Raw genomic sequence first — 25231 nt, 5'->3', positions numbered from 1 at the left:
GTTCCCATGCCACCTGCTGAATGGTTTCCCGCTCCTCCTGAATCACCTCCCGCTTCCCTGACTCTTGCTGGAATTGTCGCCGCCTTGCGGGGCGCCGGCTGCGTTTTTGCTGAGGAGGAGGCCCGGCTCCTTGTGGCCGAATCCTCCAGCCCTAAGGAACTGGCCCGCAGGGTGGAGCGGCGCTGCGCCGGCATCCCGCTTGAATATGTCCTGGGCTGGACCGGGTTCTCCGGCCGGCGGATCGAAGTAGGACCAGGCGTTTTTGTGCCCCGCCGCCGGACCGAGTTGCTTGTCCAAGTGGCGTTGGAACTGCTTGCCGTCGCCGGCCATCCTCCGTCCAGCACCGCTGCATCCAGTGTCGTGGTCGATCTCTGTTGCGGGTCCGGGGCGGTAGGTGCCGCCCTGCTGGCTGTATACCCAAACCTGGAACTCCACGCCGCGGATCTCGATCCCGCTGCAGTGGAATGCGCCCGGCGGAACGTCGGGCCGCTGGGCGGCCAGGTGCACGAGGGAGACCTGTTTGATGCCCTTCCCGTTTCGCTCCGCGACCGCGTGCACGTGCTTGCAGCGAATGCCCCATACGTGCCCAGCGATGCCATCAGGACCATGCCTCCGGAGGCCCGGCTTCACGAACCCCGCCTTTCCCTCGACGGCGGGGAGGATGGGCTGGACATCCACCGCCTTGTGGCTGCCTCCGCTCCCGGATGGCTTGGTCACGGAGGGCATCTGATCATCGAGACCAGCGAGCAGCAGGCAGCAGGAACGGCATCAATCGTTGCGGCGGCTGGCCTTGCTGCCAGGACCGTTCGATCGGAAGAACTGGACGGCACCGTAGTTATCGGGACCAAAACCAATTAGCACCGCCCTGACATGACACCGTTGCGAACCTGGCCGCGCAACAGGGGACCGGTTCGCTAAGTGGGCAGGCGGGGCGAAGTGGACAGGCAGGGGAGGGGCGCACCCGGGCAGAGGGACGGACCGGAGGGACCGGATCATTCCCGGGGGTAGGGGAGCGGTGGGGGGTTGAAGTAGTGGTTTTGCAGGGGCTTTTGTTTGGGGTCGATGTGGGGCGGAGGAATGAAGGTTGGGGTGCCGTGCGGGGTGGCGATTCTCCATTGTTCTTGGTGAATGAGGTGGTGGTGGTAGCTGCAGAGCAGGACGCCGTTGTTGGTTGTGGTTTCGCCGCCGTGTGACCAATAGGTGATGTGGTGGGCTTCGCACCAGGGCGCGGGGATGGTGCAGTTGGGGAAGGCGCAGCCTTGGTCGCGGGCCGTGAGGGCCAGGCGCTGGGCGGGGGTGAAGAGACGTGTTTTGCGTCCGAGGTGCAGGATTTCGCCGTGGGTGCCCAGGACTGCCGGGATGATGTCGGCGTCGCAGGCTATTTTGCGCAGGGTGGTCCCGGCGGCGGGTCCGGCAAAGGCGAAGTTTCCGGTTCCGCGGCGGTCGGGCGTCGCCTGCTCACCGGTGCCCGTGCTGGCGGGGAAGAGGTCCCGGTAGTTGATGGTGGCGATGATCTGGGGGCGGTTGCCGCCTGTGATGGGCAGCTGGTTTGTGGTCAGGCCTGCTTTGACGGCGGAGACAAGCCCGTCGAGCTGTTGTTGGGGGCGCGTGCGCCGGTCCAGGTTGAAGTCAGGGTCCACGGTGGCATCCAGGTTGTCTGCCGGGACGTGAGGCTGGCTGCTGCCCGTGAGGTTTTCCGTTGGCTGCCCGGTGCTGATGCCGCTGCTGGTGCTGGTGTTGGGGGTGGTGGTGCGGGGGTTGGTGGCCGTGTTCATGACGGTGGCGAGGTATTCGTATTGGTCGGTGGTGGCGAATATTTCGAGGTGATGCAGGCCGTGGCGGGGTTTGCGGATGAATGCGCCCTGGGTGTGGCGAAGGGCTTCTTCTGTGGGCTCGGTACCGTCGGCGTCGATGGTGTCGGCCCAGCGGTGGGCCAGCCGGGCGAGGAAGTCGGGGTCGGCGGTCCTGGCGGCGGTGGCGAGATGCTGTTCGATGTGCTCGAGGGTTTCCGGCGTGGTGTGGTGCTGAAGCCGGTCGAGGGTGGCGGTGATGATGGTCGCGGTGTGTGAGGATACTGCCGGTGCTGCAGCTTCGCTGCCTGTGGGAGCGAGGGCGGCGGCGAGGTGGATGCGCAACGGCGGGACGGGTTGTCCCGTGAGGCTGCTGGCTGGCAGGACCTGGTGGGCGAGGGCAAGGCGGCGGCGGGCCTCGCGAATGGGGATGCGGAGCCTGAGCCTGAGGAACTCGGCGGTGTTCCGGCAGCCATCGTCGGCCGGGGACGTGGACGTCACCGGCGGATCCTGTTGCCCTGTGGCGGGTGCGGGCCAGTTGGCATCCGTTTCATTCACTGTCTCGACGCCGTTAGCGTCCCAGCCGGTGATCCAGCCTCGGCCCGGCCGGTACGTTGTTGCCGTGCTGGCGCGGGCCCTGCTGGTTCGGGCGACGGCGGCGATCGCTTGGGTGCGGGTGCGGTCCACGGCACCGGCGGACTGGATTTGCAATGACTCCACACGCCGGGAAAGTTCTTCAATGTGGGCCGCGTAATGGGCCGCCTCTGCATAGTCCGCGGCTGTCAGGCACTCGGGTGCCGCGGCAGCCGCCGCCGCGAGCAGTGCACCGATCGCGGCCAGCCCCAGCGGATCCTCAGCCGGGAGGGCAACCGAATCACTGTCTGCCGCACCCATGAGTGCCGCGCCGGTCTCTGCCGCGCTTGAGTCCGAGTGGTCAGCGGGAGCCTGGGCAGGGTTAGGCGTACCGGCTCCAGGCGTAACGGCTCTAGTCGCATCAGCTTCAACCGGATCAGTGGGACTCGGGCGGGCGGGAAGGTGACTCAGCCGCCCGGGCCGAGCGCCGGCGTCGTGCGTATCAAACGGGCGGCGGCCCCGCGGCACAACCCGCGGAAGAGTACCGGCAGTGCTGCCGAACTCTGCAAGCTGCTCCCCAATGGCCTCCATGGGACAACTCTGCCAAAGACCACCGACAAAATAGCCAGCCCGAAAGGCTATGTGGAAAACCCACTAAAAAGGGGTCGCCTGGCGTTCGCAATGGCGGTGGGAAGCCAAGAAATCATGGTGGGCGAGACGGTCCGTGGCGTCATTGCACTGGCTAGCTAATGCGCGGACGATGGAGCCATGGGCAGAAACCGCGGCCGACTGGGCCGGCGATCGAAGGTCATCTTGGCGGTTCTGGCAGCCGGGGCTCTGGTGGTGGGGCTTGTCGTGTTCAAGCCGTGGCTGCTTTTCGTGGACGTGCGGGTGGACGAGCAACTTCCGTTTGTGGCCAGCCAGACCACCGCGCCACTGCCTCCGCCCTCCGGCGTTCCGGGCGGGGATGCCACTCAATCCCAGGCTCCTCCGGCGGCGCCTGCCGGGCCACGGCAACTGGCCGTGGGCACGCTCATCAGTCACGAACACACCACTACAGGCACTGTCCGGATCGTTGAACAGCCCGACGGCAAGAGGCTGCTGGCCCTGGAGAACCTGGACACGTCGAACGGCCCGGATGTCCACGTCTGGCTAAGCGCTGCCAAAGTGGTGGAGGGCACAGCCGGCTGGTTTACGGCAGGTTCCGCCGAGTACTACGACCTGGGCCTGATCAAGGGAAATCAAGGCAACCAGGTCTACGACATTCCTGCTGACGTTGATCTTGCGCGGTACAAGTCAGTGGACCTCTGGTGCGTGCAGTTCAGCGTTTCCTTCGGCGCCGCTGACCTGGTCAACTGACGCCCTGAAAGCCTGACTGCCAAGGCCCGGCACGCTGCATCATAAAAGCTGCCGGCCGCCGCGTCCCCCAAGGATCGCGACGGCCGGCATGGCGCTTCAGTTGTAGCACAGGGAAGTCAATGTCCCCTTGTCAAGCGTGCTTCCCGCGTCATGATCTGACGCACAGTACTTCAGGCCTTCGAACCACCCTCATCGGACGTGGTTCCCAGGTTCGTTGTTTCCGGGTGGGTGCTGTGCGCGGGGATGTGGTCCTCGCCGAGGTCGCCCGCATCGTTCAGGGTTCCGGACGTTCCCGCTGCACCGGTTGCCCCTGCTGCGCTAGGGTTTCCCGTCGCGCCCAGGTTGCCCGACGTTCCGGTGGTGCCGGAAGAAGTTCCGGCCCCCGTGGTTCCATAGCCGCCCGGGGTGGCGGAGCCTGTGGTGCCAGCGCCTGTTCCGGTGCCGGGTGTGGACGTGGAAGTGCCGGCGTCGGACGTTGCAGGCTTGCCGTCGCCCGAGGACCCGGAGGCACCGTCACGATGCATTGCAGAGCCAAGCACGGTACCCGCCCGGCGTGCCGCCTCGGTCAGCTGGTCAGCCACTTCCGGTGCCTTTTCTTTGATGGCATCCGTGGCAACGTGAACCTTGTCCTGGACAGGCTTGCTGTCCCAGATTCCTGCGGCGCGTGCCTTGAGTTTGTCGTACGCAGCGCGCCCGGACCGGGATCCAAGGACGTACCCGGTGGCAATTCCAATACCCAAAAGAAGCTTGTTTTTCACGATGAACTCCTGCTCCGTGAGAAGGTTTTCTATTCCGGTCGGCCGGAAGGCCCATGGCCGGGAATATGAAAACCGGCCCGGGGGATTGTGTCCCCGGGCCGGTTTCCTGGCTTGCGGGCTAGGTTAGCCGCGCACGCTGCGCTTGGTGATCATGCCGTAGACAAGCAGCACGATAAGAGCGCCGCCGATGGCCAGCAGCCACGTCTGCAGCGAGAAGAACTCCTGCAGCCCGGTGCCGAAGACCATGCCGCCGATCCAGCCGCCGAGGAGTGCTCCTACGACGCCCAGAACCAGGGTGATGAGCCAGCCGCCACCCTGTCGGCCCGGAAGGATCGCCTTAGCGATCGCACCAGCAATAAGTCCGAGAATCAGAAATGCAATAAATCCCATTTTTCGTTCCTCTTCCTAAGTAAAGGAGGCCTCCGGATCCCGGAAGCACTTCATCCTTCTGACTCAATAGTAATCATGCTTACTATCTGTTTGCCAACCCCGGAAGAGAGAAAAAGTGCATTTCAGGGCTGTTTTAGTGCCCTGTGACGTCTGAATCGTTGCCAGCCCCGGGCCCCTCGTCCAGGATGGCCAATTCCGCTAGATCCTGCGGATCAAGGGCGAAATCGAAGATGTCCAGATTCTCCCTCATCCGGTCCGGATTCGCTGTTTTCGGAATCGTTACCAGTCCGTGTTGAATGTGCCACCGCAGCACCAGTTGGCCGGGCGTTTTGCCATGCTTTTCGGCCAACTGGGTGAGGATGGGCGCGTCCAGCAGGGCCGCCCCGGACCCGCCCAGCGGGCTGTAGGATTCGGTGACAATTCCGTGCTTCTGGTGGAACTCTCGCTCAGCGGTCCGGGTCACCGTCGGCGTCAGCTGGATCTGGTTGACGGCAGGAACCACGTCAGTTTCTGCCATCAACCGCTCCAAATGGGCAGGCTTGAAATTGGACACTCCAATGGAGCGCACCTTTCCTTCCGCCCGGAGCCGCTCAAACGTCTTCCACGTGGAGATGTACTCATCCCGGGCCGGCAGCGGCCAGTGGATCAGCAGGAGGTCCACGTAGTCCAGTCCCAACCGCTTCAGCGACCCCTCCAGCCCTTCCACCGCCCTGTCGTTCCCCTGGAACTGGCCGTCGAGCTTGGTGGTGATGAATAGCTCGCTCCGGTCCACGCCGGAGGCACGGATGCCGTTCCCCACCCCTTGCTCGTTGCCGTATTTCACGGCCGTATCGATGTGCCGGTACCCGGCTTCCACGGCCTGGACGACGGCGGCAGCGGCCTGATCGTCGTCCAGCGGCCAAGTGCCAAGACCTACCTGCGGGATGGAGTAGCCGTCATTGAGTTTGATGAGCGGTGCAAGTGTCATGAGAACAGTCTCTCCCGTCGGGTGCCGTCCTAGCTCTCAAAGGCCCGGAGAATATTCCCTGCGTTGTAGTTCAGCACGGTCCGGGCGGTGTCTGAAACCTTGTCCGGGCCCTTCTGCTGGGCAAGGAAGTCCACGAACCGCTCCAGCGTCCGCGCAGCCTTCTCCGGGTCGCCGTCCTCAACGGCCTTCGCTGCCTGCCGCACGTTTTCCGTGAGCTGGCTTGCCACCGGGCCGGCGACATCCTTCGACTCCGTCAAGTCCTCCAGTGCGTGCTGCAGCGCCTTCACACTGCCCGGAAGCCAGGCGGCGCGCAGCGGCACATCACCAAACTCCATGTCGGAGGCGAGGTAGAAGTCGGTGTAGGAGGGCTGGTTGTACGTGGTGTTCTGCCGGGCAACCTCTGCACGGTACTGCGGATCGTGCATCAGCGTGTACAGCTTGTGGTTGGTCACTTCGGTGCTGATGTACATCCTCAGGGCGGTGCTGTCCGCGGTCCGGACGAGCATCTCCTCCCGCCAGTCACCCACCACGTCCGCCACCAGGCTGGGTGTTCCCTTGGTGCCGTTGTTGGTGCGCGTTCCCTCCGCGGTCAGCAGCCGGCCGCGCTTCCAGTCATCAATGCTGGGGGTCTGGTCGCCGGAGCCGTTGATGATCTGCGTGGTCATGTCCGCTGCCCACTTGATGCTCATGTTGGTGCCGGGCTGGGACGTGGAGAGCTTGTCGCCGTTGGCGGACTGCATGCCGATGGCCCAGTTCTCGATGCCGGGCACGGCGGGGTCCACGTCGCCGATCATGCCCCGGCCGGTGTCCTTGCCGGAGTAGGCTCCGAACAGCACCTCGCCGGTGCCGGCATCCCGCATGGCGTAGCCGTAGGGTGCCCAGGTGCCGCCCTCGTGCACGGTGAAGATTTCCTTGCCGGGCCGGTGGGGGTCGATGTCCGTCACGTGCATGGCGTCGCCGTGGCCCAGCCGCGCCTCTTCGCCTGGCGTTGCGCTGCCCTGCGGCATGGTGTCGAACGAGCTGTACAGGACCGAGCCGTCGTCGTCGATCGTCGCGGAACCGTAGACGATCTCCTGCTTGCCGTCGCCGTCCACGTCCGAGGCGCTCAGCGAGTGGAAGCCCTGCGTGGTGAGCTTGCCGTACTGGGGGTCGGTGCCGTCGCGGCCGTGCGGGGAGTCATTGAACGGGTTGGTCATGGGCGCCCAGCCCGAGTCGAGGTTCCAGACCGGGGAGAGGTTGGTGCCGTCCCAGGTGTAGGTGGCCAGGGTGGTACGGGTGTAGTAGCCGCGGGCGAAGACCGCTGCGGGCTTCTGCCCGTCCAGGTAAGCGACGCCGGCCAGGAACCGGTCCACGCGGTTGCCCGGCTCGATACGGGCCATGGCGTAGTCGCCCCACATCAGGCCGTCGTCGTGCCGGCCCGGCTCGTAGGCCACCGTCTTCAGCTCCTTGCCGGTTGCGCCCTCGAAAACGGTGAGGTATTCCGGGCCGGAGAGGATGAAGCCCTCGAAGGCCCGCAGGTTGTTACGTCCGCTGCGGGAGGGTGCGTAAACGTCCATGAAGTAGTCGGCCAACGCCTTGGCATCGGATGTGGACAGCGGGTACTGGTACTTCGGCGCGATGCCGAAGGCTTCCTCGAGGGTGGCGGGCCAGTTGCCGGCCTTCACCTCTGGGTGCTCGCGCCAGCCCTGGAACATCTCCACCACGTGGTGGTAGTAGTCCGCGGCGCTCATCCGGTAGTCGTCCGTGTTGGCGTAGCCTGCTTCGATGTCCGACTGCAGGAGGGTGATGAACTGCTGGGACGCGACGCTGCCGTCCGCGTTGTAGTTGGCGCTCTTTGTCCCCGGCGCCGTCTTCATCATCATCTCTGCGCGGCCGTCGCCGTCGAAGTCGTTGACGAGCAGCTGCGTGTAGTGCGCGCCAGAGCGGATGTTGACGCCCAGGTCGATCCGGTGCAGGAGGGTGCCGTCCGCCTTGTAGGTGTCCACGTAGGTGTTGCCGGTGTAACCCACCTGCGAGACGTCTTTGGAGTTGTTGGGGTCCCACTTCACGATGAACTCGTATTGGCCGTCGCCGTCAACGTCGGCCACCGATGCGTCGTTGGCGGAGTAAGTGTAGGCCTGTCCCGCCGGGGTCACGCCGTCGGCCGGCTTCTTCAGCGGAATGTCCTTGAAGGTTCCGCCCCAGGAGGTGGCGGTGGCGCTTTCGTCCAGTTCAACGCCCTCGACGACGGCGCGCACCTGGTACTTCGAGGCGGCGGTCCCGGAGGTGTCCAGGTAGTTGGTGCTGTCCGTGACCGTGGCCAGCTTCTGGCCGTCCCGGTACACGTTGAAGTCGGTGCCGGTGACGCCCGTGTCGGAGGAACCGGTGGCTTCGTGGCCCAGCAGCCGCCAGCTGAGGAAGACGCCCTCGGACGTGCCCGCGGCCACCAGTCCGCGATCCAGGTGGTCCAACTGGACGGCTGGGTTGCCGGACTTGGGGGAGGGGACGACGGCGGAGGCCGGGGCTGCGAGGCAGCCGAATGTCAGGGCCACGCCGAGGGCGCCGACGGACAGCAGGCGCAGGCTTGTCTTGGTGGGATTCATCGGTGAATCCTTTCAATTATGGATCGGGAAAACGCTTCCCCAGTAACCTAGGGTAGGGGGTGTGGGTAAAACAAGCCTTGAAATCGCGTCCGAAGCACGCTATTTAGAACGTTGTAGAGAAGGAGTGGGCCGCCCCCTCACTGAATAGGTGCGAGGGGCCGCCCGATGTTCCTGGTGTTTGGAGCCTGGCGCCTGGGGCGAGGGCTACTCACGGCTACGCGCCGCTGCGCGCCCAGGCCGTGAGCTTGTCCGTGAGCTCCATGTAGGCCTGGTCCACCACCTGCAGTTCCGGGTGGGAGTCATGCCATTGCACGATCTCCCGGGCGCCGTCGGCGAAGGGAATCGTGGCCGTGTAGTCCGGGACGAGGGCCTTGATTTTGGTGTTGTCAAAGATGACTGAGTGGGAGCGGTCGCCCAGCAGGTTGGCGCCGATCTCGGGGTTGTGTGTGGCGATGGTCTCCGATGCCACGTGGACAAGTTCCGGCTCCGCGAGGCCCGCGGCCCTGGCGAAAAGCTGGTAGATCTGGTTCCAGGGCAGGTACTCGTCGGACGTGATGGTGTAGCTCTCACCCACCGCCTGGGGCAGGCCGAGAAGGCCGACGAAGGCCTGGGCGAAGTCCCGGCTGTGGGTCAGTGTCCAGAGCGAGGTGCCGTCTCCGTGCACCATGACGGGCAGGCCGGCGCGCATCCGGTGGATGTCCGTCCAGCCGCCCACCATGGCGATTTTGGTCCGGTCGTAGGTGTGGGAAGGACGGACCACTGTCAGTGGAAAATCGTCGTCCCGGTAGGCGCGGAACAGCAGTTCTTCGCAGGCGATCTTGTCCCGGGAGTACTGCCAGAAGGGGTTTTTCAGCGGCGTGGACTCAAGGATCGGCAGCCGGGTAGGTGGTTTCTGGTACGCGGACGCGGAGCTGATGAAGACGTACTGCCCGGTCCTGCCCCGGAACAGGTCCAGGCCCGCCTGCGCCTGCTCCGGGGTGTAGGTGATGAAGTCGGCAATGGCGTCGAACTCCCGCCCGCCCAGCACCTCCCGGACGGCCTGTTGGTCCCGGATGTCCGCGTGCAGGATCTCCGCCCCCTCCGGGACCGGCCTGGTGGTGCGGCCCCGGTTGAGGATGGTGAGCCGGTGGCCCAGCCCGACGGCGCGTTCCGCTGCCGCCGTGCTGATCACCCCGGTGCCGCCGATGAACAGGATGCTCCGCGGCGCCGCCGGCCCGGCTTCAGGATGTGGGATCACCACGCGTAATCCTCCGGGGCTGTCCGATGGCCCGGGAAGATGGCATCCAGTTGCTTCAGGGCGTCGGCATCCAGGGTGACGTCAAGAGCCCGGATGGCGGCATCCAGCTGCTCCTGGGTGCGCGGGCCCACGATCGGGGCCGTCACAGCCGGCTGGTGGAGGAGCCATGCCAGGGCGACGTCGCCGGGCTCGTGGCCCAGCTCATCCGCAAAGTCCTCGTATTGCCGGATCTGGTCTTCGTGCTTCTTCAGGGTTTCGGCCGCACGTCCCTCGGTGCGCCGGACGCCGTCGCGCTCCTTCTTCAGCACCCCGCCCAGGAGCCCGCCTTGGAGGGGTGACCACGGGATAAGCCCCAGCCCGTACTCCTGTGCGGCGGGGATGACCTCCAGCTCCACCTGCCGCATGAACAGGTTGTAGATGGATTGCTCGCTGACCAGGCCGGTGTAGTTCCGGCGCCGCGCGGCCTCCTGCGCTTGGGCAATATGCCAGCCGGCGAAGTTGCTGCTGCCGGAATAGAGGATCTTGCCCTGCTGGACTGCCACTTCAATGGCCTGCCAAATTTCGTCCCAGGGGGTATCCCGGTCGATGTGGTGGAACTGGTAGACGTCGATGTAATCCGTCTGCAGCCGCTTGAGGCTCGCGTCCAGGGCGCGGCGGATATTGAGGGCGGACAGCCTGGACTCATTCGGCCGGTCCGTCATAGTGCCGTAGAGCTTGGTGGCCAGCACCGTGTGTTCGCGGCGCTCGCCGCCCTTGGCGAACCAGCGCCCGATAATCTCCTCGGTCCAGCCGCGGTGCCCCGCGCCGCCGTAGACGTTGGCGGTGTCGAAGAAGTTGATGCCGTTCTCATGGGCGGAGTCCATGATGCTGTGAGCATCGGATTCCTCCGTTTGCGGCCCGAAGTTCATGGTGCCAAGGCAGAGGCGGGAGACCTTGAGGCCGGACCGGCCCAGGTGGGTGTATTCCATGGAAAGTCCTTTCAGCGTTTGAGCGACTCTGTTGCGGCGGTTGGGCCTGCCACAACTCGGCTAGAGCTGGGTGAAGGATGCGACGGCGGGATCGGAACCCTGGCGGGCGCCCGACTCGAGGGCGCTGATGGCGGAGAGTTCGTCGTTGGAGAGCGTGAGGGACGAGGCGGCGAAGTTTTCCCGGATGCGTCCGGGATCCACCGACTTGGGGATCACGATGTTGCCGGCCGCCAGGTGCCAGGCGAGCACCACCTGGGCGGTGGTCGCGTTGTGGGCGTTGGCGATGGAGGTGACGGCGTTTCCGTTGAGGTCCGCGCCCCGTCCCAACGGACTGTACGCCTCCACCTCGATCCCCAGGCTCCGGCACTTCCCGGCGAGCTCTGCCTGTTGGTAGCTGGGGTGCAGCTCAATTTGGTTGACGGCGGGGACGGTTTCGGCTGAGTCGAGCAGGGTGTCCAGGTGCTCCGAAAGGAAATTGGAGACGCCGATGGCCCGGATCTCGTTGTTCTCGTAGAGCCGCTCCATCTCCTTCCAGGCCTGGACGTAGAGGCCCTGGGAGGGGACAGGCCAGTGGATGAGGTAGAGGTCGATGTAGTCCAGGTCCAGCGCCTTGCGGCTGTTCTGGAAGGCCTCCTGGGCACGGCCCTGCTCGCCGTTGCGCAGCTTGGTGGTGATAAAGATGTCCTCGCGGGCGATGCCGGTGGCCGCAATGGCAGCGCTGACGCCCGCCTCGTTCTGGTAGGCGGCGGCAGTGTCGATATGGCGGTAGCCGGCCTCCAGTGCGTCCTCGATGGTCCGCTGCGTGTCTTCCGGCGGGACTTGGAATACGCCGAAGCCAAGCTGGGGGATGGTGACGCCGTTGTTCAGTGTCAGCTCTGACATTGGTGCTCCTTGCAGGTGCTGGTGCGAATGCTGGAAAGGGATGCCGTTTGCTCGACCAGAGAAAGCGGTTTCCGCTGGCTCTGGTCTGAGCCTATGCATTTTTTGCCCTCAAGTCAGCAGCTAAGGATGATCCTCTTTTTCCTAGGACTGCCAGTCCTACCTTTCGTTGTAGAAGGCGCGGGGAACGCCGGGCACAATGGTCACCATGGGTCAAAGCGCCGAATTCGGAAAATTCCTCAAAGCCATGCGGTCACGGTTGAGTCCGGAAGTGGCCGGAGCCGGTTCCACTCCAGGGGCGCGAAGGGTTCCCGGGCTACGGCGTGAGGAAGTGGCGCGATTGGCCGGAGTCAGCACTGACTATTACGTCCGGCTGGAGCAGGGCCGCAACATCCACCCCTCACGGACGGTCCTCGACGCCGTTTCCCGGGCGCTGCGGCTGGACAGCAGTGAACACGAGCACATGCTGGATCTGCTGGAGAACTGTGCCGCAACACCCCGGACGTCCGGGTCCGCTGTGCAGGGCGTCCGGCCGGCGCTCCGGCACCTCCTCGAGGCTTTGGGGGAAGTACCCGCCATGGTCCTGGGGCGACGCAGCGACGTCCTGGCCGGGAACCGGATGGCATTCCTGCTCTTCACTGATTTCCCAGCCCTTCCGGCCGCCGAGCGCAACCTCACCCGCTGGCTAATCCTTGATCCCGCGGCCCGGGAACTGTTCCGGGATTGGAAGACGGTGGCGGCGGAGGCAACGGGAGCGCTCCGGCTGGACGTGGGGCGGCACCCCAACGATCCCCAGGGCAGCCAGCTGGTGGGCGAGCTCGCCGTGCACAGCGAGCATTTCCGGCACTGGTGGGCGGGACACCGGGTGGCGACGAGGGCGGCGGGAACCGTCCGGCTCCACCACCCGGCCGTGGGGGACCTGGAACTGAACTTTGAAAACCTCGCCCTGCCCGACGACCCCGACCAGACGCTGAGGGTCTATTCCGCCCGGCCCGGCTCGCCGGCGTCGGACTCGCTTGCCCTGCTGGGCAGCCTCGGTGCGCCCGGAGCGGGGCCGCAGCGGGAGGAAAGTGACGCCGTCGCGGCACCACGCGAGACGGGCGAAGGGTAGGGCCGTCGGACGGCTGTACGTTTGTCCAGAGCAGGGCGGCAATTCTGGCCAGCCGCCCATTGGTGGGGTGGGGTGCTGTTCCTAGGCTGGAGGAACAAGCTCTTCGCCCACCAAGGATGGTCTCAAAGATGAAACGCATCGCCCTGCTGAAGGAACGCCAGGCAGGTAACGCCGGCAACGCCTCGTCCACCGCCACCGGCTCGCACTGCCCGGTATCCGGATTGTGGAGCCCCGACCACGATCCCCACACCGTGCTTTCCTTCTTCGAAGGGCATGTGTTCCCGGCGTTCGACGGCGTCCCGACGGTGTGGCGGCGGCGTCCTTCGGACATCGCCTCCGCCAACTAGGGCCACCTTAAACGCGGACTGGCCCGCAGCGGGCGACTAAACCCATTGGTTTAGGTACGCCGCTGCGGGCCAGTCGCGGGGATTTAGTGTTCCTCGAGGCGGAAGCCGATCTTCATGGTGACCTGCCAGTCCGCGATCTTGCCTTCCTCCAGGTGCCCGCGGATCTCCTTCACCTCGAACCAGTCAAGGTTCCGCAGCGACTGGGAGGCCTTGGCGATCCCGTTCCGGACGGCGTCGTCCACACCCTGATCCGACGTGCCGACAATTTCAGAAATGCTGTACGTGTGGTTGGACAACTTCGCTCCTCGTGATCATCGTTGCTCCCGGTTGCGGGCCGTCCTTGAAGACTAGTAGGACTTCCGGAGCCTTGACCAGCCCTTATCCGCACGTGCGGTCAGGGGCCATCACTGTGAAGCTGACGCAAGAGTTCCTTCCGGATACGGACTTCCGGCCTTCAACACATTGGCCCTGTGCAAGCTACGTGCTGCCCAGCACCAGGGTTTTCAAGTCGTCCAGCGTCTGCCGGGACGGCCAGGGAGTTCGCCGCAGGCTAGGATCGAGCAATGATCGCGGCCTCCCTCCTTTTCGCCTTCCTGGCGGCGGCGCTCCACGTCTTCATCTTCACGATGGAGTCGCTGACGTGGACCCGGCCGGCCACGTGGAAGCGTTTCGGCGTGGCATCACAGGCCGACGCCGAGACCACCAGGCCGCTTGCCTTCAACCAGGGTTTCTACAACCTGTTCCTGGCTGCCGGGACTCTCATCGGCATAGCCTGCGTTGCGCTGGGGTCCGAAGGCTCGGCGCAGTCCGTGGCGGGCTGGACCCTGATTTTCGCCGGCTGCAGCTCCATGCTGCTGGCTGCCCTGGTCCTGGTCTCGACCGGCCGGAAGTACCTTCGGGCCGCCGCGACCCAGGGGACCTTGCCGTTGGTCGCCGTCGTCCTCGGCCTGTTCGGACTGTTGGCCTAGCCCGGGGCCCGGCCCGTCACACCCCAAGCCCATTCGCACCTTCAACACCAACCGCAACAGGAGCAGAATGGTGCTGTGACCAGCGTCAGGATTCCGCGGGCCCGGTAATGGGCGGCACAATGAGGCACGCTAGGGGTTTCCGGCCGGTTGCGGCGGAGGGCCGCGACGCCGTCATCGACCTTGTGCGCTTCGTCTGCCTGGTCCTGGTGGTGGTGGGCCACTGCATGATGATGAGCCCTGTCCTGCATGCCGACGGCACGGTGACCACGCAGAACACGGTCGCCGAGCAGGACTGGTTTGTTCCGGTCATCTGGATCTTCATGGTCATGCCGCTGTTTTTCGTCACCGGCGGCATCACCGGCCTGCAGTCCTGGCGGCGGCTCAGCAAGGGCGGTGGAACGGCGTCCCAGTTTGTCCGGGCGAGGCTCCTGCGCCTGGTACGCCCCGCCACCGCGCTGCTGGCGGTGATGTTCGGAGGCCTGGGCGCGGCAGGGCTGCTGGGTGTGCATCCGCAGGTGCTCCAGCTGATGGCGACCGGCGCAGGGATGCCCCTGTGGTTCCTGGCCGCCTACCTTGCGGCCCAGCTGAACATCCCGCTCCTGGCCGCCCTGCACCGCCGCGCCCCCTGGCTCACTTTCGGAGCGCTGGTTGCGCTGGTGATAGCGGTTGACTGCCTCCGCGGGACGCTTCCCGGTCTGGCGCACGCCAATCTGGTGTTCCTGTGGTGCGCCGTACAGCAGGTGGGGTTCCTTCTGGCCGACGGCCACTGGTCCAGGATGTCGCGTTCCGGGCTGCTTGCCCTTGCCGTGGGGGCCAACCTGGTCCTCGGTGCCGTGACGGGTGTGGGACTGTATCCGGGCAATATGCTGGTCAACCTCAACCCGCCCAACCTCTGCCTGCTCCTGCTGGGCATCTCGCAGGCGGCCCTCCTTGAGCTGGCGCGGCCGGTGCTGGTCCCGGTGTGCTCGGTGCGGTGGGTCAGCAGGCTCATGACGGCCGCGGGAAGCCGCTCCCTCACGGTGTATCTGTGGCACCTTCCCCTGCTGGTCGGAATGTCAGGGCTGCTGCTCCTCACTCCGTTGCCCAAACCCGCTTCAAGCACGGCGGAGTGGTGGTGGGCAAGGCCCCTGGTCCTCTTGGCGCTGATCCTCCTGCTGGGAGCCGCCGTGCTGGCCTTTGGCCGCCTGGAGGAACGTCCGACGACGGTTCCCGGCACCCGCTGCCGGCCCGCCCGGGTGGCGGTCGCCGTCGTCGTGGTCTTCCTTCCAGTCGGGGCCGTGGCCTTCAGCGGCCTCTCGCTGGGGCTGCTGGGTTCTGGCGCAGCCTGCTTCGCCGCTGCCCTAATGCTGTTGCTCTGGCATTGCCAGCGGGGTGAAGTAGTGCCAGTGTCGAACCATGACCGAGAACACGATGTCCACCGAGGATAGGTTCACCCCCGACGTCACCCTGCGGCGCAACGATGGGCAGCACCGCTACGAGCTGCTGGTGGGGGGCAAACTGGCCGTGCAGTCGTTCTTCCGGGACCTGCCCGGACACATCGATTTCACCCACACCGAAACCAGTTCTGACTTCGAGGGACGTGGCCTGGGCAAGGTGCTGGCCCACTTTGCCCTGGACGACGTCGTGGCTACGGGCAAACGCATCATTCCGCACTGCCCGTTCATTTCCGGCTACCTGCGCAAGCACGAGGGCTACGAACAGTTTGTTGACTGGCCGGAGGGGTAGCCGCATGGCTTCATCCTGAAGAGCCCCACCGCCCACGCCGTTATGGTTCCACTGCACCGGGTACTTGACCGGTAGAAAAGGCCGTAAAAGCAAGGCGGAAGGACACCATGGCTCATCCGGAAGCATTGTTCGATGTTGCAGTCATAGGAGGGGGACCGGCCGGGTTGAGCGCGGGCGTTGCCCTCGCCAGGGCCTTGCGCTCTGTGGTGGTGATCGACGCCGGCGAACAGCGGAACCTGAGGGCAGCCGGGGTGCACGGTTTCCTGAGCCGTGAAGGCATGAGCCCGCAGGACCTGGTGTCTGCGGGCCGGGACGAGCTGGCACGGTTCGGCGGGACCGCCCGCCGGGGATTCGTAGTGTCGGCACGCCGCCAGGGCGGAAATTTTGTCCTCTCGCTCCGGGAAGGCGCAACCCTGACTGCCCGCCGGCTCCTGATCGCCTCCGGGATCACTGACGAGTTGCCTGAAATTCCCGGGCTGGCAGAACGCTGGGGGCGGGATGTCCTGTACTGCCCCTACTGCCACGGCTGGGAGATCCGGGATCAGCGGATTGGCGTCCTGGCGGCGGACTCCAATTCTGTCCCGGAGGCGCTGACCTTCCGGCAATGGAGCCAGGACGTAACCCTCTTCCTGAACGGCGCGCTTACGCTCAGCCCTGATGAGCAGGAACAGTTGCGTGCCCGTTCCGTCCGGGTAGTTGACGGCGTAGTAAGTGGACTGGATGTCCAGGCAGACAAACTGGCCGGGCTGACTCTTGACGACGGGAGGGTACGGCCGCTGGACGTGCTGGCTGTCAGTCCGGCAGCCGTAAGCAAGGCGAACATGCTCCAGCGCCTGGGGCTGGAACCCTGCGGTCTGGACGAGGGGGAAGGCAGCCGCCTGCAGGCGGACGACTCAGGACTGACCTCCTGTCCCGGAGTGTGGGCTGCCGGCAATGCCACGGACGTTTCAGCGCAGGTGATGACGGCGGCGGCTGCCGGGTTACGTGCCGCTTCTGCCATCAATGCTGACCTGGTGCTGGCGGATACGCGGCAAGCCGTGGCGGCGGCGCGGGCCTACAGCCACTAAAGACGGGCGCGGCTCCAGCCGCGGTGCTTAGCTGGCGAGGGCCTGCGGGGTGACCACGAGGCTGGAGGCAGGGTCATCCATCGTGAAACCACAGGCGCAGCGGTAGCTCACTACCGTGTCACTGCCGGCGGCCATGCCGACCGGAACGATACCGGTCCCGTCCACATGGACGGGCTGGTGGACGGGAAGCTCGGCGGGATCGATCCGCTGCATGGGCATGCGGCAGTGCATGCGCGAGTTGAGCGTGACCAGCAGCCCCATATCCAGCGTCTGGGTCGTTTCAGCGGGAGATGCTTCTCCCGCTGGGCGTTCCCCAAACGCCGTCAACTGATCTTCGGTAGCGGTGGCCATCATGTTCATCCTTGGGCTTCTTCACGAGGCCGCCAGCGTGGGCAGCCCCGCCGCGAACTGCTTGCGGAGGTTCATTTACAACCATTACCTAAGCATGCTTACTAATAAACGGGCAAATCCGTTGTGGCCAGCGACACATGCCAGGGAGGTCGCTTTCCTGCCCCCGAGCCTTTCAGGAGCTGCTCCCTACGCCCGCTTGCGCCGCCACTGCAGTGCATGCCAGAACAGCAGGCTGATGGCGCCGCAATCCCGGCGAAGACCGCATAGGGCGTAAAGGTAAACACCAGGAACTGCGCCGGCATCCCGCCGCTGCCAGGGCCCACGAAGGTGTCCGCGTTGGCGAAAATCCATGTTCCGCCGCCAATGAGCACGGCTGTGAGGAGCCAGAGGGCAGCAATGAAGGGGTTGAAGGCAAGCATGTTGCCGCCCTCCGGGTTCCGGGCCGCCTGTTCGTTGTCCTCAGGAATGGGATTCCCGTCCCGGTCCACTTCCCGAAACCCGATCGCGTGCGCCGGTACCTGTTCCATTGTTCCCCCAGATCGAAACGCAGCGTTCAGTGCTGCTGGTACATCAACCTTAGCCGCGGCGGCAGCCGCTACGCGCCGTGCTGGCTTCCGGTCGGCGGAAGGGCATTCTGCGTCAAACCCCATGCCGCACGCCAGTCAATGACGCGGGAAGGAGTGTCGGAAACGCTGAAATTCCGGGCCGGAGAGAAATAGAGCACAAAAGTTTGATTAAAAGGGTTACCTAAGTAAGGCTTACCTCTGTAATTCCCCAGCTCCTGACCGAAGGAAGACGAGTGTCGCTGATGCCCCGCCTTGACGAGTTACCCGTGGATGACCACCGCAGCAGCGGTGTGGACACAAAACCCGAGCCGCCGGGGCAGGACTTCGGCTCCCGGGTGGAGCTCGCCCTGGGGGCAACCAACCATCTGTTCAATGCACGGAACTCGCCGCGCTACGTGGCGCAGGTACTGCAGGGCGTCACCGCGGTGGCCACCAAGCTGGAGCGCACCACCACGCCGTTCACCGGCGTCGGGCCTTCGGAAATGAAGGCCCGCGTGGGCGCCGTGGATCTGGATGCCCCACTGCCGGACACCGCGGCCGCGCTCCAGGAACTCGAATCCGTCTACCTCCGGGACGCCATCTACTTCCACGACGCCAAGTACGCCGCCCACCTCAACTGCCCAGTGGTGATTCCCGCTTTGGTGGGCGAGGCCATCCTGTCCGCGGTGAACTCTTCACTGGACACGTGGGACCAGAGCGCGGGCGCCACCATGATCGAACGCCGCCTTATCGACTGGACAGCGGAGCGACTGCACCTGGGCGACAACGCGGACGGCATCTTCACCTCCGGGGGCAGCCAGTCCAACCTCCAGGCGCTGCTGATCGCGCGGAACCACGCCGTGGCGGGGCTCCGGCAGGATCCCGCCCGCAGCGGCCTCCGCCTCCCTGCCCTGCTGGATACCCTGCGGATCTTCACCTCGGCGGACAGTCACTTCAGCATCCAGAAGTCGGCCTCCATGCTGGGCCTCGGCTTCGACGCCGTCATCAGCATCCCCTGCACCCCGGACCACAGGATGGACCCTGCGGCCCTCGCCGAGGCCATGGCGGAAGCAAGCCGCGCGGGCCTGACCGCCATGGCGGTAGTAGCCACCGCAGGGACTACGGACTTCGGCGCCGTGGACCCGCTCGCAGACCTCGCCGCCCTCGCCAAGGCCTACGGGGCCTGGTTCCACATCGACGCCGCGTACGGCGGCGGACTCATGGTGTCCGGGCGCTACCGGCACCTGCTGGACGGCACCCGCCTCGCGGATTCTGTCACCGTGGACTTCCACAAGACCTTCTTCCAGCCGGTCAGCTCCAGCGCCCTCCTGGTCCGCGAGTCCGCCATGCTGCGCCACATCACCTACTACGCCGACTATCTGAACCCGGAGAGCGCTGCCCTGGCCGACATCCCCAACCAGGTGGACAAGAGCATCCAAACCACCCGCCGGTTCGACGCGCTCAAGCTGTGGCTCACCCTGCGGATCATGGGTGCGGACGCCGTCGGGGCATTGTTCGACGAGGCGATCGACCTCGCCGCCCGAGTGGGCTCCCTCCTCGAGGCCGACGACGACTTCGAGCTCGCTGCAGCGCCGCAGCTCAGCACCCTGGTGTTCCGCTACCGCCCGGTGCTGGGCAGCGGGGAACGCCTGTCCGAGGACGCCGCCGACGCCATCAACCCCGCCATCCGCGCCGCCGTGTTCGCATCCGGCCAGGCAGTGGTTGCCGGCACCAAAGTGGGGGGCCGGCACTACCTGAAATTCACCCTCCTCAACGCCGAGGCAACGCTCGAGGACATCGCCGAGATCATCGGCCTCCTCCGCACCACCGGCGCCGGACTGCTGCAGAGCGAGGTATCCGCATGAGCACCCAGGACAACCACAGGATCTACGACTTTGCCGCCATCGGCGTCGGGCCCTTCAACCTGGGCCTCGCCGCCCTCACCGAGCCCGTGGAAGGGGTGGAGGGCATCTTCCTGGAGCAGCGCGAGTCCTTTGACTGGCACCCCGGGATGATGCTGGAGCCCGCCCACCTCCAAGTACCCTTCATGGCGGACCTCGTCACCCTGGCGGACCCCACCTCGCCCTATTCGTTCCTGAACTTCCTGAAGCAGACGGGCCGGCTGTACCGCTTCTACATCCGGGAAAACTTCTACCCCCTGCGCGCCGAGTACAACCAGTACTGCCAGTGGGTGGCGGGCCAACTGGCTTCCGTCCGTTTTGGCACGGTTGTGCTGGATACGGAGTACGACGGCGGCCTGTACCGCCTGGCCGTCTCCGGTCCCGGTGGGCCTGAGGTGCTTTACGCCCGGCGGCTGGTGCTGGGAACCGGCACCTCCCCTTACGTGCCGGAAGCCGGTGCCGGCATCGTTGCCGGCGCGACGGACGGGAGCGGGGGAGTGGCCTTCCACAATGCCGACTACCTGGCCCGGAAAGCCGAGTTGCAGCAGCGTCGCAGCATCACCGTCCTGGGCAGCGGCCAGAGTGCCGCCGAGATCTATTACGAGCTCCTGCAGGAAGCCGACGTCCACGGCTACCAGCTGAACTGGGTGACCCGCTCCGGCCGGTTCTTCCCGCTGGAGTACACCAAGCTGACCCTGGAGATGACCTCGCCCGAGTACGTGGACTACTTCCACGGACTGCCGCAGGAGCGCCGGGACCACCTCAACAAGACGCAGAAGAACCTCTACAAGGGGATCAACTCGGACCTGATCGATGCGATCTACGACCTGCTCTACGCCAAGAGCCTGTCCGGCATTGTCAATAGCCAGCTGCTGACCCATTCCACACTGACCGGCGCGCAGTGGGACCCGGCCGCCGGCACCCACACCCTGCAGTTCCGCCACGGCGAACAGGGCACCTCCTACACGCTGGACAGTGAAGCCGTGGTGTTTGCCACCGGCTACGGCTACCGGGAGCCGGCGTTCCTGGCCGGTGTGCAGGACCGGATAGCCCGGGACAGCGCCGGCAGGTTCGCGGTGGACCGGAACTACAGCACCGGCGTCGAGCCGGGCGAGATCTTCGTCCAGAACGCCGAACTCCACACCCACGGCTTCGTCACCCCGGACCTGGGCATGGGTGCCTACCGCAACTCCTGCATCCTGCGGGAGATCACCGGCCGCGAGGTGTACCAAGTGGAGCGCAGCATCGCGTTCCAGCAGTTCGGTTCCCCGGCCGCCGCTGGCGCGCCCGCCGCACCGGCTACCGCCGGAGCGGAGGTGCCGGCATGAGGTTCACGTTCCGCTGCCTCGACGCCAAGGCCGACGCGCCGCTCCTGCACAGTTGGGTGACCCAGCCCTACGCCTCCTTCTGGGGAATGCTGTCCGCCAGTGAGGAGGACGTGGTGGCGGAATACGCCAAAATCCAGTCCAGCGGCCACCACCACGCGCTTCTGGGGCTCGACGGCGGCGTCCCCGCCTTCCTGATGGAGGAGTACCTTCCGGCGTCCTCGCCGCTGGCCGGCCTCTACGCCGTCCAGCCCGGCGACGTGGGCATGCACCTGCTGGTTGCCCCGCCGTCGGGAAACCCCGAATCCGGCTACACCACGGCAGTGATGGATGCCGTCCTTGGCCGGCTGTTTGACCGGCCGGAGGTGGAGCGCGTGGTGGTGGAACCGGATGCCCGGAACACCAGGATCCACGCCCTCAACGAACGGCTCGGGTTCCAGGCTGCCGGGCTGGTCACCCTGCCGGACAAGGAAGCCCTGCTCAGCTTCTGCACCCGCGCCGACTACCTTGCCGCCAGGGCCGCACTAGACACTCTTTCCACGCCCGTCCCGCAGGGAGCTTCACTGTGACAGTCCACTTCGACACCTTCGCATCCGCCCGCCGCGGCACCCCCGTCGCCGGCACCATGAACGCCGCCCCGCACCTGGATGCGGAGCGCTGGAGCAGGGCCAACCGGCACCTGCTGCGCAAGGCGCTCGCCGAGTTCTCACACGAGCGGATCCTTACGCCGGAACCGGTGGCCGGGGGGCCCGGCAGCTACCGTGTGCACAGCGGCGACGGGCTCCACGAGTACCGGTTCACCGCCCGCGTCCTGGAGCTGGAGCACTGGGCCATCGATGCCGCGTCCATCCGCTACCTCCAAGGCGGCACGGAAGCGCCGCTGGATGTACTGGGGTTCATCACGGCGTTCCACGAGACCTTGGGGATCAACATCCAGATGCTCCCCGTCTACCTGGAGGAAATCAGCAGCACCCTGGCAAGCTACGCGTACAAGCAGTGGGCCGGCCAGCCGTCTGCCGCAGAACTCGCGGCCGGCGTGACCGGCGGCCAAGACACCGCCGCCGACTTCCAGGCGATCGAGCGGAGCATGACCGAGGGCCACCCCTGCTTTGTGGCCAACAACGGCCGGCTGGGCTTTGGCATCAGCGACTACCACGCCTTCGCCCCGGAAACCGGGGCGGCGGTTCAGCTGGAGTGGATCGCCGTGCACCGCAGCCACGCCGTCTTCACCTCGAGCGCCGGGCTGGACTACCGGGCCCACCTGGACGCCGAGCTCGGCCCGCTGGCGGCGGACTTCACCAGCGAACTGCAGCTCCAGGGCCTGGATCCGGAGCAGTACTTCTTCATGCCTGTCCACCCCTGGCAGTGGGAGAACAAGCTGACCGTGACGTTCGCGGCCGAAATTGCCAGCCAGCGCATCGTCTACCTGGGGACGGGGACAGACCAGTACCAGGCCCAGCAGTCCATCCGGACGTTCTTCAACACCAGTGTCCCGGCCCGGAACTACGTCAAAACTGCCATGTCCGTGCTGAACATGGGCTTCATGCGCGGGCTGTCGCCGCAGTACATGAAGGCCACGCCGGCCATCAACGACTGGTTGCGGAACCTGATCGAGGCGGACGGCGCCCTGCAGCAGCGGGGCTTCACCATGATCGGCGAGATCGCTGCCCTGGGTTACCACAATGGCTACTACGAGGCCGGTTCGGCCAACGGGTCGCCTTACCGGAAAATGCTGTCCGCGCTGTGGCGTGAAAGCCCGCTGCCCCTGCTCCGGGACGGGCAGCAGCTGGCCACGATGGCTTCGCTCCTGCACGTTGATGCGCAGGGCTTGCCGATGGTGTCCGCACTGATTGAACGCTCCGGGCTGGCCCCCGCAGACTGGCTGCGCCGCTACTTCGAGGCGTACCTGGTGCCGCTGGTGCACTGCCTGTACAAGTACGAGCTGGCGTTCATGCCGCACGGCGAAAACGTCATCCTGGTCCTCCAGGACGGGGTGCCGGTGCGGGCCATCATGAAGGACATCGCCGAGGAAATCGTGGTGATGGGGGACCGTCTGGACCTTCCCGAAGAGCTGTCCCGGATCAAGGCCGCCATCCCGGACGGCGAAAAGGTCCTGGCCATTTTCACGGACATTTTCGACTGCATCTTCCGGTTCATGGCGGCGCTGCTGGAGGACTACGGGACGCTGGGCCAGGAGGAGTTCTGGAGGACGGCTGCCGCGGCCGTGAAGGAGTACCAGGAGCAGCATCCGGAGCTCGCGGACCAGTTTGCCCGCCACAACCTCTTCGCTCCGGACTTCGAGCTGTCCTGCCTGAACCGGCTCCAGCTCCGGAACAACCAGCAGATGCTGGACCTCACGGACCCGTCGGGCGGACTGCAGATGGCCGGGCGCCTGGCCAACCCACTGGCCCGCTTTGCCTGAGGACGCCTTGGGAAGAAGGCCGCCTGGGGCCGATTGGGGGCGGGTCCAGGATGGCCCGGCATGTAGCTAGGCTTGCAGCATGACGGCTAAAACCTCCGGAACCACAGCACTCATCACCGGGGCCAGCGCGGGCCTGGGCGCCGAGTTTGCACGCCAGCTCGCCGCCCAGGGCACCAACCTGGTCCTGGTGGCGCGGAACCGTGCCCGCCTCGAGGAAGCCGCGGCGGGCCTGGAACGGCGCCACGGAATTACGGCTGAGGTGCTCCCCGCCGACCTCACGGACGACGCAGGGGTGGCCGCCGTCGCCGCACGCCTCTCCGATCCGGAGCGGCCGGTAGGCATCCTGGTCAACAACGCCGGGATCGGGCTGCTCCACAACTTCGAGGACAACCGCATCTCGGAGGAGAAGAAGCACCTGAAACTGCACGGCGAAACCGCCATGGTGCTGACGCATGCCGCACTGAAAGGCATGCTGGAACGCCGCAGCGGCAGGATCATCAACGTGGCAAGCATCGCCGCGTTCCTGCCGCGCGGCACCTACTCCGCGGCGAAGGCATGGCTGGTGAGCTTCAGCCGCTGGGCCAACCTGGCGTACCGCAAGCAGGGCATCAGGGTAACTGCCGTCTGCCCCGGGTTCACCCACACGGAATTCCACGACCGGATGGGAATGGACAAGTCGGTGGCCCCCTCCTGGGCCTGGCTGCACGCGGACCGCGTGGTGCGCGAGGCCCTGGCGGACAACGAACGCGGCAGGGCCGTGTCCATCCCGTCCAAGCGGTACAAGCTGGTGGCCGCGGTGGCGCGGGTGGCGCCGGCGAAGCTAGTGGCGGGACCTGCGCGGAAGCCGAAGTAGGGGCGGAAGCCGGACGAGCGGGCCCCGCCCCAGCAGGGCGGCGAAACTCCGCGTTCCAGCCCGGCGCACCGTAACCACCACCAGAATTCCCACCAGCGCGCCCACCAGGGTCTCCGCGCCGCGTTCCAGGATCAGGAGCGCGGGGTCCATGGGGGCCGCGAGCTGGGTCATCAGCAGGATGACGGGCGTGAAGGACACCATGGCGAAGCCGTAGTGGCGGGCCATGAACAGCTCGGTGGTGAACTGGAACAGGATCACCAGCAGGGCCAGCAGGATGGCCTGCTGCCCGGGGAACAGCCCGGTAAGTGTCCAGGGCTCCGGGAGAATCACGACGGCGGTGACCGCCAGCCCCACGAACGTCCCCACAATCCGGTGGATGCCGCGGCGGACACTGCTGGGGAGGTCTGCACCCGCGAGCGGCACGGCGGCCGCCGCCATCGCCCAGTGCGGGTGGCCGCTGCCGCTGAGGACGCCGATGGTTCCCGCCGCTCCCACGGCCAGCACATACCGCGCCGCGTGGACGAGCATCTCCCGGTGCCCTGCCCCCGCCGGCAGGCTCCGGGAGGCGCCCCGCTGCCAGGTGCGGCGGCGGAGCCAGCCGCTGAAACCGATAACCATGGAGAAAGCGGCGGACCCGGCCGCGATCAGCAGCGCGGCGTACCAGGGAACCAGCATGGGAACGGAAGCGCAGGCACCAAGGGCGAGGATGGCAAAGAACGGGCCATTGGGCTTAAGCCGGACCCGGTCCGAGTAGGCGGACGCCAGTCCGGCGAGCACGGCCTCCACCGCAACGAGCCACCAGGAGTGCAGGTGGTTCACGGACAGGACAACGCCCACCGTAACGCCGCTTAGGAGCACGAGGGCGGCCTGGGCCTGGTGGATAAGCCGCAGCTGGTGTGGTTCGGCCCGTCCGTACATCCCGGTCAGCGCACCGAACACCGCGTACATGATGAGGTCCGTCCGGCCTGCAGCCAGGAGGAGCAGCGACGGGACTGCCACACCGGCGGCCACCCGCAGTGCGGCCAGGTGGTCGTTACTGGCAGGTTCCAGCCGGTGGAGGGCGCGCACCTGCTCCGCTACGCGCTTCATGGCCTGTTGTCCCCGCCTGTTCCC

At 66.0% G+C, this 25231-nt stretch carries 25 protein-coding genes; 13 read left to right on the top strand and 12 right to left on the bottom strand.

What is annotated here, in order from left to right; translation table 11 throughout:
- Window positions 1–6: 6 nt before the first annotated feature.
- Window positions 7–858, top strand: coding sequence for a putative protein N(5)-glutamine methyltransferase (locus tag AC5RT3_RS11790; RefSeq protein WP_494052629.1), 852 nt, complete (start codon window positions 7–9; stop codon window positions 856–858).
- Window positions 859–992: 134 nt separating this feature from the next.
- Here AC5RT3_RS11790 and AC5RT3_RS11785 read toward each other — a convergent pair whose 3' ends face one another.
- Complete coding sequence (locus AC5RT3_RS11785; RefSeq protein ID WP_494124268.1) at window positions 993–2684, bottom strand: HNH endonuclease signature motif containing protein; 1692 nt, start codon at window positions 2682–2684, stop codon at window positions 993–995.
- 447 nt (window positions 2685–3131) lie between these two features.
- Between AC5RT3_RS11785 and AC5RT3_RS11780 the strand changes: the two genes are divergently transcribed.
- Window positions 3132–3722 carry a DM13 domain-containing protein gene (locus tag AC5RT3_RS11780; protein ID WP_494124267.1) on the top strand — a complete coding sequence of 197 codons (591 nt, stop codon included), beginning with the start codon at window positions 3132–3134 and terminating at the stop codon, window positions 3720–3722.
- A 170-nt stretch (window positions 3723–3892) separates the two neighbouring features.
- On the opposite strand, the gene AC5RT3_RS11775 is transcribed toward AC5RT3_RS11780, so the two are convergent.
- From AC5RT3_RS11775 to AC5RT3_RS11745, 7 genes are all read right to left on the bottom strand, one after another.
- Entirely contained in the window at window positions 3893–4480 is a 588-nt protein-coding gene (locus tag AC5RT3_RS11775) for a hypothetical protein (RefSeq protein WP_494052632.1), read from the bottom strand.
- Between the two features lie 123 nt (window positions 4481–4603).
- On the bottom strand, window positions 4604–4870 hold the full coding sequence (locus AC5RT3_RS11770; protein WP_494011769.1) for a GlsB/YeaQ/YmgE family stress response membrane protein: 267 nt from the start codon (window positions 4868–4870) through the stop codon (window positions 4604–4606).
- Between the two features lie 133 nt (window positions 4871–5003).
- Window positions 5004–5837 (bottom strand): aldo/keto reductase, encoded by an 834-nt coding sequence (locus AC5RT3_RS11765; RefSeq protein WP_494052633.1) that lies wholly within the window; start codon window positions 5835–5837, stop codon window positions 5004–5006.
- Window positions 5838–5866: 29 nt separating this feature from the next.
- The gene (locus AC5RT3_RS11760; RefSeq protein ID WP_494124266.1) at window positions 5867–8419 is read right to left on the bottom strand and encodes a rhamnogalacturonan lyase; all 2553 of its coding nucleotides are present in this window, start codon (window positions 8417–8419) and stop codon (window positions 5867–5869) included.
- Between the two features lie 214 nt (window positions 8420–8633).
- Window positions 8634–9656 carry an SDR family oxidoreductase gene (locus AC5RT3_RS11755; protein ID WP_494052666.1) on the bottom strand — a complete coding sequence of 341 codons (1023 nt, stop codon included), beginning with the start codon at window positions 9654–9656 and terminating at the stop codon, window positions 8634–8636.
- On the bottom strand, window positions 9653–10624 hold the full coding sequence (locus tag AC5RT3_RS11750; protein WP_494052635.1) for an aldo/keto reductase: 972 nt from the start codon (window positions 10622–10624) through the stop codon (window positions 9653–9655). Before AC5RT3_RS11750 ends, AC5RT3_RS11755 begins: the two co-directional genes overlap by 4 nt.
- 60 nt (window positions 10625–10684) lie before the next feature.
- Window positions 10685–11506, bottom strand: a complete 822-nt coding sequence (locus AC5RT3_RS11745; protein ID WP_494052636.1) for an aldo/keto reductase — start codon at window positions 11504–11506, stop codon at window positions 10685–10687.
- A 205-nt stretch (window positions 11507–11711) separates the two neighbouring features.
- Between AC5RT3_RS11745 and AC5RT3_RS11740 the strand changes: the two genes are divergently transcribed.
- Window positions 11712–12614, top strand: a complete 903-nt coding sequence (locus tag AC5RT3_RS11740) for a helix-turn-helix domain-containing protein (RefSeq protein ID WP_494124265.1) — start codon at window positions 11712–11714, stop codon at window positions 12612–12614.
- Window positions 12615–12742: 128 nt separating this feature from the next.
- Window positions 12743–12961: a hypothetical protein gene (locus AC5RT3_RS11735; protein WP_494052638.1), complete on the top strand. Its 219-nt coding sequence runs from the start codon at window positions 12743–12745 to the stop codon at window positions 12959–12961.
- Between the two features lie 83 nt (window positions 12962–13044).
- Here the strand turns inward: AC5RT3_RS11735 and AC5RT3_RS11730 are convergent, their stop codons facing one another.
- Complete coding sequence (locus AC5RT3_RS11730; RefSeq protein ID WP_494052639.1) at window positions 13045–13257, bottom strand: dodecin; 213 nt, start codon at window positions 13255–13257, stop codon at window positions 13045–13047.
- A 267-nt stretch (window positions 13258–13524) separates the two neighbouring features.
- On the opposite strand from AC5RT3_RS11730, the gene AC5RT3_RS11725 reads away from it, so the two are divergent.
- From AC5RT3_RS11725 to AC5RT3_RS11710, 4 genes are all read left to right on the top strand, one after another.
- Window positions 13525–13929: a DUF1304 domain-containing protein gene (locus AC5RT3_RS11725; protein WP_494052640.1), complete on the top strand. Its 405-nt coding sequence runs from the start codon at window positions 13525–13527 to the stop codon at window positions 13927–13929.
- 119 nt (window positions 13930–14048) lie between these two features.
- Window positions 14049–15356: an acyltransferase family protein gene (locus AC5RT3_RS11720; protein ID WP_494052641.1), complete on the top strand. Its 1308-nt coding sequence runs from the start codon at window positions 14049–14051 to the stop codon at window positions 15354–15356.
- Complete coding sequence (locus tag AC5RT3_RS11715; protein ID WP_494052642.1) at window positions 15325–15654, top strand: GNAT family N-acetyltransferase; 330 nt, start codon at window positions 15325–15327, stop codon at window positions 15652–15654. The genes AC5RT3_RS11720 and AC5RT3_RS11715 overlap by 32 nt, the downstream gene beginning before the upstream one ends.
- Before the next feature lie 107 nt (window positions 15655–15761).
- Complete coding sequence (locus tag AC5RT3_RS11710) at window positions 15762–16721, top strand: NAD(P)/FAD-dependent oxidoreductase (protein WP_494052643.1); 960 nt, start codon at window positions 15762–15764, stop codon at window positions 16719–16721.
- A 27-nt stretch (window positions 16722–16748) separates the two neighbouring features.
- Here the strand turns inward: AC5RT3_RS11710 and AC5RT3_RS11705 are convergent, their stop codons facing one another.
- Together AC5RT3_RS11705 and AC5RT3_RS11700 are read right to left on the bottom strand one after the other, a co-directional pair.
- Window positions 16749–17075, bottom strand: a complete 327-nt coding sequence (locus AC5RT3_RS11705; protein WP_494052644.1) for a hypothetical protein — start codon at window positions 17073–17075, stop codon at window positions 16749–16751.
- A gap of 98 nt (window positions 17076–17173) precedes the next feature.
- On the bottom strand, window positions 17174–17599 hold the full coding sequence (locus AC5RT3_RS11700; protein WP_494124264.1) for a hypothetical protein: 426 nt from the start codon (window positions 17597–17599) through the stop codon (window positions 17174–17176).
- Between the two features lie 281 nt (window positions 17600–17880).
- On the opposite strand from AC5RT3_RS11700, the gene AC5RT3_RS11695 reads away from it, so the two are divergent.
- The 5 genes from AC5RT3_RS11695 to AC5RT3_RS11675 all read left to right on the top strand — a co-directional run bounded on the left by AC5RT3_RS11695 (window position 17881) and on the right by AC5RT3_RS11675 (window position 24118).
- Window positions 17881–19482, top strand: coding sequence for a pyridoxal phosphate-dependent decarboxylase family protein (locus AC5RT3_RS11695; protein ID WP_494124318.1), 1602 nt, complete (start codon window positions 17881–17883; stop codon window positions 19480–19482).
- Window positions 19479–20846, top strand: coding sequence for a lysine N(6)-hydroxylase/L-ornithine N(5)-oxygenase family protein (locus tag AC5RT3_RS11690; RefSeq protein WP_494052646.1), 1368 nt, complete (start codon window positions 19479–19481; stop codon window positions 20844–20846). Before AC5RT3_RS11695 ends, AC5RT3_RS11690 begins: the two co-directional genes overlap by 4 nt.
- Window positions 20843–21412: a GNAT family N-acetyltransferase gene (locus AC5RT3_RS11685; protein ID WP_494052647.1), complete on the top strand. Its 570-nt coding sequence runs from the start codon at window positions 20843–20845 to the stop codon at window positions 21410–21412. The genes AC5RT3_RS11690 and AC5RT3_RS11685 overlap by 4 nt, the downstream gene beginning before the upstream one ends.
- Before the next feature lie 56 nt (window positions 21413–21468).
- Window positions 21469–23265, top strand: a complete 1797-nt coding sequence (locus AC5RT3_RS11680) for an IucA/IucC family protein (RefSeq protein WP_494124317.1) — start codon at window positions 21469–21471, stop codon at window positions 23263–23265.
- Between the two features lie 79 nt (window positions 23266–23344).
- Window positions 23345–24118 (top strand): SDR family NAD(P)-dependent oxidoreductase, encoded by a 774-nt coding sequence (locus AC5RT3_RS11675; protein ID WP_494052648.1) that lies wholly within the window; start codon window positions 23345–23347, stop codon window positions 24116–24118.
- Here AC5RT3_RS11675 and AC5RT3_RS11670 read toward each other — a convergent pair.
- Complete coding sequence (locus AC5RT3_RS11670; RefSeq protein ID WP_494052649.1) at window positions 24086–25207, bottom strand: FUSC family protein; 1122 nt, start codon at window positions 25205–25207, stop codon at window positions 24086–24088. The genes AC5RT3_RS11675 and AC5RT3_RS11670 overlap by 33 nt on opposite strands.
- Window positions 25208–25231 lie beyond the last annotated feature (24 nt).

Source organism: Arthrobacter sp. Y3221159, from assembly GCF_059089885.1.
Note: the sequence above shows the minus strand (reverse complement) of the source record. Positions and strands in the feature narration are given on the sequence as shown.